General features: G+C 53.4%; 13 protein-coding genes and 1 other RNA gene. 6 read left to right on the plus strand and 8 right to left on the minus strand.

All coding sequences use genetic code 11. The annotated features are described in order from the left end of the window. Positions 1–74: 74 nt before the first annotated feature. Positions 75–986, minus strand: coding sequence for a crotonase/enoyl-CoA hydratase family protein (locus ACFQDM_RS19130; RefSeq protein ID WP_377382281.1), 912 nt, complete (start codon positions 984–986; stop codon positions 75–77). An 83-nt stretch (positions 987–1,069) separates the two neighbouring features. Then, on the minus strand, positions 1,070–2,047 hold the full coding sequence (locus ACFQDM_RS19135) for a YMGG-like glycine zipper-containing protein (RefSeq protein WP_377382284.1): 978 nt from the start codon (positions 2,045–2,047) through the stop codon (positions 1,070–1,072). A gap of 188 nt (positions 2,048–2,235) precedes the next feature. Here ACFQDM_RS19135 and ACFQDM_RS19140 point away from each other — a divergent pair, with 188 nt between their 5' ends. The 3 genes from ACFQDM_RS19140 to ACFQDM_RS19150 all read left to right on the plus strand — a co-directional run bounded on the left by ACFQDM_RS19140 (position 2,236) and on the right by ACFQDM_RS19150 (position 5,524). Next, positions 2,236–3,156, plus strand: a complete 921-nt coding sequence (locus tag ACFQDM_RS19140; protein ID WP_377382287.1) for a sterol desaturase family protein — start codon at positions 2,236–2,238, stop codon at positions 3,154–3,156. A gap of 111 nt (positions 3,157–3,267) precedes the next feature. Beyond that, the gene (locus ACFQDM_RS19145) at positions 3,268–4,833 is read left to right on the plus strand and encodes an acyl-CoA synthetase (protein ID WP_377382289.1); all 1,566 of its coding nucleotides are present in this window, start codon (positions 3,268–3,270) and stop codon (positions 4,831–4,833) included. A gap of 232 nt (positions 4,834–5,065) precedes the next feature. Continuing rightward, positions 5,066–5,524, plus strand: a complete 459-nt coding sequence (locus tag ACFQDM_RS19150) for a MaoC family dehydratase (RefSeq protein WP_377382292.1) — start codon at positions 5,066–5,068, stop codon at positions 5,522–5,524. A gap of 58 nt (positions 5,525–5,582) precedes the next feature. On the opposite strand, the gene ACFQDM_RS19155 is transcribed toward ACFQDM_RS19150, so the two are convergent. From ACFQDM_RS19155 to ACFQDM_RS19170, 4 genes are all read right to left on the minus strand, one after another. Continuing rightward, on the minus strand, positions 5,583–5,786 hold the full coding sequence (locus tag ACFQDM_RS19155; RefSeq protein WP_377382295.1) for a hypothetical protein: 204 nt from the start codon (positions 5,784–5,786) through the stop codon (positions 5,583–5,585). Between the two features lie 83 nt (positions 5,787–5,869). Continuing rightward, positions 5,870–7,114, minus strand: coding sequence for a vWA domain-containing protein (locus ACFQDM_RS19160; RefSeq protein WP_377382297.1), 1,245 nt, complete (start codon positions 7,112–7,114; stop codon positions 5,870–5,872). Positions 7,115–7,302: 188 nt separating this feature from the next. After that, positions 7,303–7,662, minus strand: a transfer-messenger RNA (tmRNA) gene (gene ssrA, locus ACFQDM_RS19165). 70 nt (positions 7,663–7,732) lie between these two features. Further along, on the minus strand, positions 7,733–9,004 hold the full coding sequence (locus ACFQDM_RS19170; protein ID WP_377382300.1) for a vWA domain-containing protein: 1,272 nt from the start codon (positions 9,002–9,004) through the stop codon (positions 7,733–7,735). A 182-nt stretch (positions 9,005–9,186) separates the two neighbouring features. On the opposite strand from ACFQDM_RS19170, the gene ACFQDM_RS19175 reads away from it, so the two are divergent. Both ACFQDM_RS19175 and ACFQDM_RS19180 read left to right on the plus strand, forming a co-directional pair. Then, a complete protein-coding gene (locus ACFQDM_RS19175; RefSeq protein ID WP_377382303.1) occupies positions 9,187–9,993 on the plus strand; it encodes a thymidylate synthase in 807 nt (268 codons plus the stop codon). 113 nt (positions 9,994–10,106) lie between these two features. Next, positions 10,107–10,955 carry a universal stress protein gene (locus tag ACFQDM_RS19180; RefSeq protein WP_377382306.1) on the plus strand — a complete coding sequence of 283 codons (849 nt, stop codon included), beginning with the start codon at positions 10,107–10,109 and terminating at the stop codon, positions 10,953–10,955. A gap of 59 nt (positions 10,956–11,014) precedes the next feature. Here ACFQDM_RS19180 and ACFQDM_RS19185 read toward each other — a convergent pair whose 3' ends face one another. After that, entirely contained in the window at positions 11,015–11,221 is a 207-nt protein-coding gene (locus ACFQDM_RS19185) for a Flp family type IVb pilin (protein ID WP_377382308.1), read from the minus strand. 80 nt (positions 11,222–11,301) lie between these two features. After that, positions 11,302–12,027: a hypothetical protein gene (locus tag ACFQDM_RS19190; protein ID WP_377382311.1), complete on the minus strand. Its 726-nt coding sequence runs from the start codon at positions 12,025–12,027 to the stop codon at positions 11,302–11,304. A gap of 116 nt (positions 12,028–12,143) precedes the next feature. Between ACFQDM_RS19190 and ACFQDM_RS19195 the strand changes: the two genes are divergently transcribed. Continuing rightward, on the plus strand, positions 12,144–12,665 hold the full coding sequence (locus ACFQDM_RS19195; RefSeq protein ID WP_377382513.1) for a dihydrofolate reductase: 522 nt from the start codon (positions 12,144–12,146) through the stop codon (positions 12,663–12,665). Position 12,666 lies beyond the last annotated feature (1 nt).

Below are 12,666 nucleotides of genomic sequence, written 5' to 3' on the forward strand. Positions count from 1 at the left end.
CACACTTTCACGTAGAATCAAAAGGGCTGGCACCGAATACGATGCCAGCCCCAATAAGACTTATGACGGAAAGCCTATTCGGCTTTTTCCGGCCATTCAAATTTTGGCTTCGGATACCATGGATAATGCGGTGCAATGCCGTCAGACACCTTCTCAGGATATTCTGGCTTGCGCTTTTCAAGGAAGCTCATGACGCCTTCTTTCGCATCTCCGGTCTTGCCACGCTCATAGATCGCACGGCTGTCGACTTTGTGCGCTTCCATCGGATGGTTTGCACCGAGCATCTGCCACATCATCTGACGCGTCAGCGATACAGAAACTGGCGCCGTGTTGTCGATGATTTCGCGTGCAATCGCTCTTGCGGCATCCATCAGCTCTGCCTGCGGATAGATCTCCTTGACCAGTCCGCCAGCCTTCGCCTCTGCCGCCGGGAAGACACGGCCGGAATAACACCAGTCGAGCGCCTGGCTGATACCAACGAGGCGGGGCAGGAACCAGCTCGAGCAAGCTTCCGGCACGATACCGCGACGGGCAAATACAAAGCCAAAACGCGCATTGTCAGATGCAAGACGAATGTCCATTGGCAGCTGCATGGTCACACCGATGCCCACAGCAGCACCATTAATCGCGCCGATGACAGGTTTCAGACTTTCATAGATGCGCAGAGTCACACGACCACCGCCATCGCGTTGCAAATCTTCCTGAGATGTACGGCCCGCTTCGCCAGAATCCTGACGTTTTTCATAGTCGAACGTTGCACCGCCGGCAGACAGGTCAGCACCTGCGCAGAAGGCACGGTCGCCTGAGCCTGTTACGATGACAGCCTTGACGTCATCGTCTGCATCCGTCTCATCAAAGGCTGCAATCATGTCGAGCATCATCTGCCCGGTGAAAGCGTTCATCTTGTCTGGACGGTTCAGCGTCATGGTTGCGATACCGTCTTCTACCTCAAGAATAACGGTCTCGAACTCTTTTCTTTTGGCCATAAACAATTCCTCCCGGTCATGACTGACCGGGAGTGAAGCTGACTCTCCTTGGGGAAATCAAGTCCCGATAGGAAACTATAATCTTAGTATGCGCGAGCGTACTGATAGCATTGGATAGAACGGTTGCCTGCATAGGCGCCGGCAGCACCACCAACGATTGCGCCCACAACCGCATTGCGGCCGTCATCGCCGCCTGCAAGCGTACCGAGTCCGGCACCTGCAACCGCCCCAAGTCCGCCGCTGGCGAGGGTTCGATTGCGACGCGCTTGTTCACAAGCCGCATATGACGAGTATTGTGCCCGGCCATCATAAGTCCATGTCTCAACAGCTGGCTGCGGTGCATAGCCATAGTTCGAACCAGAACTGCGATAGTAGGTTTGCGAATTCGAATTATAACTCGGTTGCGCCGAATAATATCGTTGAGAAGAATAGCTCGGCTGAGACGTTGTATAGCTGCGCGTAACCGTGCGCGTGCCAGAAGAATATCCTGGCTGGCTGTAGGTATAACGCGGCTGAGAATAACCGTTGCTGTAAGTCTGCTGGTAGGCGCGATCATAACCGTAAGACGAACCATAGCTTGGCTGCGTGGTGGTGTATGTGCGGGTCACGGTTGACGATGAACCATACCCGGTGCGTGGCGAATAGGTGTACCCAGATTGCGGGTACGTCGAATAAGTCGAACCGCCATAGTTTGAGCCGGTATTGTAATAGCCCTGCTGGTTATACGAATAGTCTGGCTGCGCGCCATAAGATTGGTAGCTAACCTGTTCGCAGCGCGTCCGGTTATTCCCGATCGCACCACCTGCCAGCGCGCCAATACCGGCACCAACGAGTGCGTTACGCGTATCATTACCTCCAGCGAGTGCGCCAAGGCCAGCACCAACTGCGCCGCCAACAGCTGCACCACCAATGGTGTTCGTGCGACGTGCCTGCTCACACGATTCGTAAGAACCGTACGCAGATGCACCATCATAGCTCCAATAGCTGGATTGAGCCGCTGCCATCGGGGCCGTCAGAGCGATCCCCGCAACCGATAAAAGAAAAGCACCCGTTTTAAGCATAGTATATTGCTCCTGTTTCCAGACCCCATCATGATCTTGCGCAATTGAACGTAAAATGAACGGTTTGATGTCAAACAGGGTTCCCGGAAAACTTCTCATTTCGCCAAAGCGGAAAACCTTTGATTAAGAAATGGTGTGGCCGTATTCTCTAAAATCTCTGGTCCCAGATAACATGAAAAACCCGGATCGTGCCTGATTTTCCTTCGCCAACTCTGATTGCTGCGCCGCTGTTTGTTCTCGCTATTGCCTGGGAATGGTGGGCCGTCGCAACCGGCCGCGCACGCGGAAAGTATGAATCGAAAGACGCCTTTGCGTCCATGGCGATGGGCATCGGAAATGTCGTCGTCAACACGCTGAGCGCTACCGTCACCTTTCTGATGTTAGTGTTTTTCTGGCAGTTCCGGATCGCTGAGCTACCATTCACCTGGTGGAGCGTTCTCATAGCCTTTTTGCTCTATGACTTCGTGTATTACTGGAAACACCGTTTTGCGCACCGAGTGCGCTGGTTCTGGATGGAACACGTCACGCACCATTCAAGCCAGCACTACAATCTGACCACCGCCGTCCGCCAACCATGGTTCGGCCCGTTTACCGGATTGATCCTTCTTGGCGCCCCGCTCGTCATCCTCGGATTTCATCCTGCCCTGCTCGCCCTCGTTGGCGGACTGAACCTCGTCTATCAGTTCTGGATCCATACCGAAGCGATTGATCGCCTGCCGCGCTGGGTCGAGTTCATCTTCAACACGCCGAGCCATCACCGGGTACACCATGCCACCCACCCGATGTATCTGGACCGAAACTATGCAGGCGTGTTCATCATCTGGGACCGACTTTTCGGCACCTTTACCGAAGAGACCGCGGACCTGCCTATGGAGTACGGTGTCGTCAAACCACTCGCCTCCTACAATCCCTTAATCGTAGCATATCATGAAGGCTGGGGGCTTGCCCGCGACTGCGTTAGCGATGGCCTACGTCCGCATATCTGGCTGGCGCGCGCGTCTCAGCCTCCCGGCTGGTCACCCGATGGCAAGCACCAGCGAAGCGAGGATATTCGTCGCGCGTACGAAGGCAGCACCGCACCGAAGGATGAAACCGCGGAATCCGCCTGAAACGCCCCCTCCTTCCCTAGCGTCAGAGATAGACAGCCCGTACAGCTTCGCTATGTTCCGCCCTAGAAAGATATTGGCAGCGCAGCCAAAAAAAATCGAGGGAGAAAACATATGAGTCAGGCGCAAACTTTCCACCCATATATCCAGGCCGCGAAAACGCCGGATAAACCTGCTCTCATCATGGGTGGAAGTGGTGAAACCATCACCTTCAAGCAAATGGATGACCGTTCGAACCAGGGCGCTCAGCTGTTCCGGTCGCTCGGGCTAGAGAAAGGCGACACCATCGCAATCTTTCTCGACAACAATCCGCGTTATTTTGAAATCGCTTGGGCTGCGCAACGCAGTGGTCTTTACTTCACCTGCATTTCCTCGCGTCTCACTGCGCCAGAAGTGAAATATATCGTCGAGGATTCCGGGTCCCAGATCCTTATCACCTGCCCTGCGCTTGCCGACGTTGCGAAAGAAGTGAAGGCAACGACAACTCTCGACAAATACTACAGCGTCTCTGGAAGCATTGAAGGCTTTGAAGATTTCGAGGCTGATCGCAATGCTCAGCCAGCCGAGCGTGTTGCCGACGAGAGCTCCGGCGCAGATATGCTCTATTCCTCGGGAACAACGGGACGTCCGAAAGGCATTCGTCCGACGCTTGATCCCGATATGCCGATTGATGTTGATACTGTGCTGCGCATGATCCTTGGCGGCGCAGGCGGCTTTACAGAAGACTGCATCTATCTCTCACCAGCACCGCTTTATCACGCTGCACCACTGCGCTGGACAATGACCGCTATGGCAATCGGCGCCACCGTCATCGTGATGGAAAAATTCGACCCTGAAACCTATCTTCAGTATGTCGAAAAATACAAAGTCACGCACTCGCAGCTCGTGCCGACTATGTTTGTCCGCATGCTGAAACTGCCAGAAGACGTTCGCAAAAAATACGACCTCTCAAGTCTGAAGTTTGCCGTTCACGCTGCAGCGCCTTGCCCGATCCCGGTCAAGGAACAGATGATTGAGTGGTGGGGGCCTATCATCCACGAATATTATGCTGGCTCTGAAGGCAATGGCCTCACATGGATCAATTCCGAAGACTGGCTCGGTCACAAGGGCAGCGTTGGTAAACCGCTTCATGGTGTGCCACATATCTGTGACGAAGAAGGCCATGAAGTTCCGGTGGGCGAAGCCGGCATGATCTACTTCTCGGACACGACGCCGCCCAATTATCACAATGATCCGGAAAAGTCGCAAAAGGCACGCCACCCATTCCATGACGACTGGTCTTCACTCGGCGATGTCGGCCGCATGGATGAAGACGGCTTCCTATACCTGACAGACCGCAAAGCCTTCATGATCATTTCCGGAGGCGTAAACATCTATCCGCAGGAAGCCGAGAACGTATTGATCACGCACGACAAGGTCGCAGACGTGGCGGTAATCGGTGTTCCGAACGAAGACTTTGGCGAAGAGGTCAAGGCGGTTGTTCAGGTCATGCCAGACGTCACACCGTCTGATGAGCTGGCTCAGGAACTCATCGACTTCTGTCACACGCACCTCTCGAAAATCAAATGCCCACGGACGGTCGACTTTGATCCAGAACTTCCGCGCCACCCGACTGGCAAACTTTACAAGCGTCTGATCCGGGATCGCTATTGGGGCAAAAAAGACAGCCGGATTGTCTGATTGAAAATGCTGACTAAAGTGCATCCCCGGACACCGCGTTCGGGGATGTGTTTTTGAGGGGAATATTCATCAGGCAGAGAATTGGGGCATCACGTCACGGATACCCGCGATACCATTGCGCCTGCTTTCCCTTGGGAAGTACAAAGGAATTGGTTGACCTCACACACTCCGCGAAAGAAACCTAAACGATACAAGAAGTCATAGTCTCGAAAAGAACTGAAAGGAAACGCTTATGGCTAGCCCAAAAACCATCGCTTACGCCGAGATGGAATCCATGGTTGGTACCGAAGTTGGTGCCTCTGACTGGCACCTGATCGATCAGGATCGCGTCAACCTGTTTGCCGATGCAACCGGCGACCACCAGTGGATTCACGTGGATGTCGAAAAAGCGAAAGCTGCCATGGGCGGCACGATCGCGCACGGCTTCCTCACGCTATCTCTGCTACCAATGCTCGGTGCAGAAGTCGTACGCTTCTCTGGCGTCACACGCGCTTTGAACTATGGCTCGAACAAAGTCCGTTTCACCAACATGGTGCCTGTCGGTTCTAAAGTTCGCCTGAAGCAAAAATGCCTGTCCGTTGAGCCGAAAGCCGGCGGCAAGCAGATGATCATGGAATCAACGGTCGAAATCGAAGGCCAGGACCGTCCGGCTTTGGTCGCAGAATCCATTACGGTTCTGTACGGCGAGTAAGCCTTCCAACAGAAAAAGGCACCCAGTCGGGTGCCTTTTTAATACGCTGACCTGGTTCTTACTGGCCAGGATTTTCGATTTCGTCTTCTGCCTCTTCAGCAGCGTTGTCCATGTCTTCGCCAAGTTCTTCGGCAGAATCAGCGGTTTCATCAATCGTGTTATCGATTTGCTCGCCCATTTCTTCAGCTGGGCCATCATTTGTGTCGCAAGCAGCAACGGTCATCAGACCAACACCAGCAATCAGCAACGTACGAATAAGCATTGTTTTCTCCTCTGATATTCGAAGAGAGAAACGCAATGTTTCGAAACAGGTTCCATTTCGCCGTGCAGAAAAGTAAGCGCCCGCTATCGTGTCAGGCGTAACTGCGAAATGTCAGCAGCAATCGCTTTGTAGACGGCCGTCAGTTCTTCACCGCTTGCCGCGTTGAAGGCGTGGGATGAACTGGTCGCACAGTAATTCAGAATGTTCTGGCCTTTCTTCGGCGCTTTGAACGCGACCGTATAGATCAGAATTTTCTTTTGTTTCATTGCGTCGCAATATTTCTGGGCGTGCTTGAAAGAATTGCCGCCTGACATATAAGCCTGATTGAACTCGCCATCCGTCATCAGGATTGCGATCTTCCGTCCATTCGTCGTTTCATATCCCAACGGTTCTGCAGATGTCGGCCAGATCGATTTCCATTCCGGTGACAGCAAATACCATGACCATACGATGCCAAGATGCCCGGCTGTATTGCCATTTGTCGGCAGGCTATTGATACGGTCGATAACGTCAGACTCGGTCGGGGTAAGAGGAAGCAAGGTCGCCGAATTGCAGCTATTCGTCTTATATGCGATCCACGACGTCGAGCCTGGCGCATCATCTGTATATTTCTGTGATCCTTCGCGGCCAGTCACACAGGTTGAGGTGACCTGAGTGTACCGGTTACAGCGCCCATACGAGTCAGTCCCCGTGCAGCGTGTCTGATTGGGCTCTTCATTCGTGACTTTTTCAAAATATTCCGTGCCGACATTTACCGACGTCGCATAGGTGGAAACACCGATACGAACATTGCCGGTTTTGTTGGAATCGGTATCGAAAATTGTTGTGACCGCCTCCTGAGCAGCTGATTTCAAATCCGTCATCCGATTGTCGTTGCCCATCGAACCAGATGTATCGAACATGAAAACAACATCCAGTTTGCCGATGCCGAAATAGCTGTCAGCTTCGCGCTCGAATTCAAATTCGCTCAGACCAACAAGGCCCGCCAGAACCGTTGGGTGTTTGCAGGAAACCGTGGCTTTCACCTGCTGCGCTGTCGGCGTAATTTCCAGAACCGGATTGTCGCATTCAGATACGGCCGCATTGCCAGTCAAACCTGTTTTGAAAAACAGGTTCGCCTCTTCGGTCACTGTCGTTGTATCATTGTCGTCCTGCAAAGCACGTGCAGCAGCCAGCACAGCGCCGTCCAAAGCGACCTGCACTTGTCGACTTGCGCCTTCGACGCGGGAAAAGTCGATCGCGAATCCGATCGCAATACAAAGCGGCACAAGGATCAGCGACAACATCACTGCAACATTGCCACGTGTGTCATTGATATAGACAGTCATGCCCGAAATCAGCTTTCGAACCATAGCGCATTCCACCTACAGGAGTTTCCCTGTCAGAAAATAGCACTGAAAGGCGCAAAAAAGCATGAAAGTATTCGGTGAAATCGCACGCGTCTGACTGCGCAGAGCGCCTGAAATTCGTTCGATTCGCTAACCTGAGCGGGGCATCACATTAAGATTTAAGAGAAAGTGGAGGCTTCTGTTGCCAGGCGCCTCCGGGCCCCGCCTAGACGAGCTAAACCATCTAGGAGTTTAAGCGGTTAGTTTCCGCACAGCGTTACGCTGCGAGGAGTTCACCTTCAGCAAAGTTGTCGTTAGCAACTATTTGCAAGTTGAGCTTCTGACGGAGCTCATCCGGGCGAAGGCAACACCTTTACACGTCCGTCGATCCTATTTCGGCCCCTCACCATCCGGCTAACGACCGGGGAAATCTGGTGGAGCCGCCGGGTACCGCCCCCGGGTCCGAACCGCTTATTACGCGCGCGTTTATCGCCATAGTTCCGAAGAACAGCATCTATATAGGGATAGAATCTGAACGATGGAAGAACGAGTTTGAAAACTCTCATCGCAAACAAGCCGAATTCAGAGCACTCACTTGCGCACCAGGACGGCTGTAGCCTATTTCGACAATCTCAGATCAGAAATGGTTGTTGCGATCTTCTGATACGCATCTGCAAGCTGCTCCCCATTGGACGCTTTGAACGCGTACTCGTCAGAACTTGCACAATAGGAAAGGATTTCTTCGCCCTTTTTCGGAGCTCGGAACGCGACCGTGTAAATCAGAATATCTTCGGCCTTCATTGCGTCGCAGAATTTCTCAGCATGATCGAATGAGCCACCACCTGACATGTAGTCGAGGTTGAACTCACCATCCGTCATCAGGATTGCAACTTTGGACGTGTCATCGTCATCATAACCGCGCGGCTTCGCCGACGAAGGCCAGATGGAGGACCATTTTGGTGAGATCAGATACCAAGACCATGCAATGCCCAGATGACCCGCTGTCGAACCGCTAGTCGGCAAGGTTTCGATCGCGGAAATCACGCGTCCCTGAATATGGGTTAGCGGCGTGATGGTCGCTGAGTTGCAGCTTGTTGTGTCATACTCGATCCAGGAATTTGCGCCTGGCGCTGCGTCCGTATATTTCTGGCTGCCTTCACGACCTGTTACGCATGTGGATGTCACCTGTCGGTACCAGGCACAGTAATACTGATTGCTGTAGCCTCGACGGCGCCATTCCCCACATTCGGTCTTGTTCGGCTCTTCATTCGTCACGGCTTCAAAGTACTCTTCACCGACATTCACAGCCGTCGCATAGGTTGAAACGGCAATCCGAACGTCGTCAGGTTCTTCCACCTTACTTTTGAAAATGGTCTGCACAGCATCTTTGGCAGCTGCTTTCAGATCCGTCATCCGGCCCTGATTGCCCATAGAGCCAGAGGTATCGAACATGAAGACGACATCGAGCTTGCCGACACCATAATCCGTTTCAGCAGTCCGTTTGAAATCAAGCTCACCAATGCCGACCAGACCCGCAAGCGTCGTATTCTGCCGACAATTGACCTCTGCGAGCACCTGACTGTTCTTTCGATCGATTGAAAGAGACAAACCACCACAATCCGCGGAGAGATTGTTCGCGCTTACCGTCGAGTCAAAATATTTCTGTGCGACGGTTCCGATATCATCGTCTTTTGCATTTTCCTGCAATTCTCGCGCAGCCGCTAGAACGGCGCCATCCAACGCATATTGGACGTGTGCAGATGAGCTCTCAGTACGGGAAAAGTCCATCGCGATACCTACCACGACAAGCATGGGAATCAGCGTCAGCGCGAACGTAACCGTGATATTGGCTCGCTTGTTCTCAATGAATCCCGTAAGGTGATGCTTCATGCCATTCAGCATTCAGATATCTCTTTGTCCCGCCTCATTACCGTCAATTGCTAACAGGAATCTCCTGTGTTCAGGTAAAATCAGCGCTTCAAATGAGACGGCGAATGTTGACCCTTCGCTAACCATGAAAGATGCTTTCTGCCGTCTGACACCCGTCTTGGCAGGACCTCAGGAACCCGAAAATGTTTTCAGCTGATCCCGTCTACCTGCAACTTCTGCAACGCATTCTGGATGAAGGTGTGACACGTGGAGATCGCACGGGAACCGGCACAAAAGCTGTGTTTGGACACCAGATGCGGTTTGATCTGTCTGAGCGCTTCCCGCTGCTGACCACCAAGAAGCTCCACCTGAAGTCGATTATCTACGAGCTCCTCTGGTTTCTCGAAGGTGACACGAATGTGCGCTATCTGCAGGAAAATGGGGTGTCCATCTGGGATGAATGGGCCAATGCAGACGGTGAGCTCGGCCCTGTTTACGGTAAACAATGGCGCTCCTGGGCGGCACCGAATGGGCAATCAATTGACCAGATTTCATGGGTCCGAGATGAGATCCGCACCAATCCGAATTCACGCCGTCTGATCGTTTCTGCCTGGAACCCGGCAGATGTGAACGACATGGCGCTCCCGCCTTGCCACTGCCTGTTCCAGTTCAATGTCATGGATGGCAAACTCAACTGTCAGCTCTATCAGCGGTCAGCTGATGTGTTTCTCGGGGTACCGTTCAACATTGCCTCTTACGCCCTCCTCACCATGATGATGGCACAGGCAACAGGTCTCAAGCCGGGCGAGTTTGTGCACACGCTGGGCGATGCCCACCTCTATCTGAACCATATGGATCAGGCGAAAGAGCAGCTCACCCGCACCCCGCGTGAGGCACCTGTGATGCGGATCAATCCTGGCAGAACGGATATCTTCGGCTGGGAACGGTCCGACTTCAAACTGGAAAACTATGACGCGCACCCGACAATTCGTGCGCCGATTGCCGTCTAAAATTCGTAGCGCGACAATACGTCAAATGGCTGTGTCATTGTACTGACGCTTTTCCTCCTTAATTCTAGTACTGGCGATAAGGTTATTCGCTGGGAAAATGTGGAGGACTCGATATGACCATTCATGCGGCCCTGACGGAAGGCGAATTCAGCCTCAAGGAATCACTGACATTTGCATGCCGCCTGGCTAAGCGGCTCAACACCAATCTCGTCGGCATCTCCGCCATGCCAGATCCGGCCCGTGCCGTTCTGATGACGGGCGTGACCATGCACGGTATGATGGTCTCCTCAGGCGCCACTCTCGCCGAAGGCATTCGCGAAGCTCAGGACGAAGCCAAAGGCAAGCTCGAAGCGCTATTCAAAGAAGTATGCACCGCCGAAGGCATGCCAACCGACCAAACCTCGGTCGAGCACCATATCGGCCTGCCATCGGATGTATATCCGCGTGTCACCCTACTCTCCGATGCGTTCGTGACCCCGCACGAATGCGTTAGCGTCGGCAATGACCATGGCCTCGCTTTCGAATCCATGCTGCTCGACAAACGCCAGCCCGTCATTGCCTGCGGACTTGAAACAGATCCTGTGCTCGACACGGTCATCATTGCCTGGGATGGCAGCCCGGAAGCTGCTCGCGCCGTACGCTTTCACACCGGCATTCTGAAATCAGCAACAAAGATCATCATTGCCCAGAATGCAGAACGCATCGACAGCAAGGATCTGGACGGCGCAGAAGATCCGGCAATAGTCATCGATTATCTCTCGAAACTGGGCCTCAGCGCAGAAATTCAGGGCTTTGATGGCAAGGTGGCAGACGGTCTACTCAAGCTGGCAGAGACCCACAATGCCGGTGTCATCATCGCAGGTGCATATGGCCACTCGCGCATTGAAGAGTTCATCTTCGGTGGCGTCAGCCGCTCCCTCCTTCGTGCAGAACATGGCCCAGCGCTGGCTCTCGCCCACTAAGAACGAAAAGAGCCTGCGCAAACACGCAGGCTCCTTCCCCCTCACGCATAGCCGCACGGCTAGCGCCCCATTGGCTCTCCGGATGCCAGTTCCAGCATTGGTTGTTCTGGCGTATCGGCGTCCGCACTTAACGCTGGCTTCGTAGCCTTCTCGAAGGCCTCATTGATGTATTCGAAAGTCTGTTTCAGTTCTTTCCCCAGATGGGAAATACCAAACACCACACCGCTTGCGATCAATAAGCACAGCAACGCGTATTCCAGTTTCATCTGCCCACCCCGTGTGTCATTCCAGATCAGATGACACTCAGGATGCAGGCCTTAGGCCAACCCTGTGTTGTATTTTAATCTCAGGCCGCCTGCGGATCCACTTCTCCGCGATTTTCGCGCATCCGCATCATGTAGGAAACGATCACAGCGCCGACCATTTTGCCAATAACGAACACCACCCAGTTGGCAAAATGGAACTCGGATCCGGGTTCTGCGATCCCTGCCATCACCTTTGCAAGGTCAGCACCATAGAGGAAGACGGTCGTATCGATCGGCGCGGCCAGCGCGCTTGACAGCAGGATCCGTGTCGACAGCCGGTATTTGGTGAAGGTGAACAAAAGCCAGTCCGCTGTCTCGGAAATGGCAAAGGCCAGTCCCGACGCAATCGCAATCACCGGCCATGAATAATAGAAAGACCAGGCTATCGCCACGGCCATCAGGATCAGCACCTTATGGCCCATCTCCCGTTGCACGAAGTCGCGTAGAACGAAGACCAGACCTGTGACCATCGTCAGCGGATTGATCTTCACGCCGTGCTCAAACATGTCATTCGGCGCAATGAACTCAAAACTTGGCACGGTTCCGAAAGACCAGTTCAGGAATGGAATGACAGCGACATAGGCATAGGCCCATGCGCGGCCATTCAGCTTCCAGATCAGCGCCGCTGTCGCGATCACGACCAGAAACACAATCGCCGCATGGAAAGCTGTGCCAGGATTGGACAGGTCGAAAATCGTCTGAATATCGGCGCGGTAAACCATGGCCGAAATGAACTGATCCAGAACCGATACAGACGGAGCGCTCAAATCCCATCCTCCCCAAGAAAGCACTTGCATGGCATTGCCAACGCAAGTCACAAGCAAGATTGCTAGCATTGCTCGACACGGAAATACAGTTCAACGAAATGGCCGAACACGCGACAATTCAAAAGCCTTGCTTGGCGATCATCGTCGCCATGGCTGAAAATCGGGCAATCGGAAAAAACGGCGATATGCCGTGGCGCCTGTCTGCAGATCTCAAACGCTTCAAAGCACTGTCGTCTGGAAAACCTCTTATTATGGGGCGGAACACCTGGGAAAGCTTGCCGAAACGCCCTCTCCCCAAACGTCCGAATATCGTGGTCTCACGCAACTCGGATTATCGTGCTGACGGAGCCTGGCAGGTTGCCAGTGTTGAGCACGCCATTGCCATCGGGGAAGCCATGTCGACCGAGAAATCGCTTGATGAATTCTTCATTATCGGAGGCGCAACGCTTTATCAGTCAGCCCTGCCATATGCGGCACGCCTCTATCTGACAGAAGTTGCGGCGTCACCGGATGCGGACACCTTCTTCCCGGCCTTTGACGAAGACGAGTGGGACTGCGTTGAGACACAATACCTTCCGTCGGATGACCGAAATGATTACCCGACACGTTATCGCAAACTGATTCGGAAATCGCTTTAAC

The organism is Ponticaulis profundi (assembly GCF_042659465.1).
Classification (GTDB): Bacteria; Pseudomonadota; Alphaproteobacteria; order Caulobacterales; family Hyphomonadaceae; genus Ponticaulis; species Ponticaulis profundi.

Coding starts and splice junctions, on each gene's coding strand:
- ACFQDM_RS19130 (WP_377382281.1), bottom strand. CDS start 986: ATGGCCAAAAGAAAAGAGTTCGAGACCGTTATTCTTGAGGTAGAAGAC.
- ACFQDM_RS19135 (WP_377382284.1), bottom strand. CDS start 2,047: ATGCTTAAAACGGGTGCTTTTCTTTTATCGGTTGCGGGGATCGCTCTG.
- ACFQDM_RS19145 (WP_377382289.1), top strand. CDS start 3,268: ATGAGTCAGGCGCAAACTTTCCACCCATATATCCAGGCCGCGAAAACG.
- ACFQDM_RS19150 (WP_377382292.1), top strand. CDS start 5,066: ATGGCTAGCCCAAAAACCATCGCTTACGCCGAGATGGAATCCATGGTT.
- ACFQDM_RS19155 (WP_377382295.1), bottom strand. CDS start 5,786: ATGCTTATTCGTACGTTGCTGATTGCTGGTGTTGGTCTGATGACCGTT.
- ACFQDM_RS19160 (WP_377382297.1), bottom strand. CDS start 7,114: ATGACTGTCTATATCAATGACACACGTGGCAATGTTGCAGTGATGTTG.
- ACFQDM_RS19170 (WP_377382300.1), bottom strand. CDS start 9,004: ATGAAGCATCACCTTACGGGATTCATTGAGAACAAGCGAGCCAATATC.
- ACFQDM_RS19175 (WP_377382303.1), top strand. CDS start 9,187: ATGTTTTCAGCTGATCCCGTCTACCTGCAACTTCTGCAACGCATTCTG.
- ACFQDM_RS19180 (WP_377382306.1), top strand. CDS start 10,107: ATGACCATTCATGCGGCCCTGACGGAAGGCGAATTCAGCCTCAAGGAA.
- ACFQDM_RS19185 (WP_377382308.1), bottom strand. CDS start 11,221: ATGAAACTGGAATACGCGTTGCTGTGCTTATTGATCGCAAGCGGTGTG.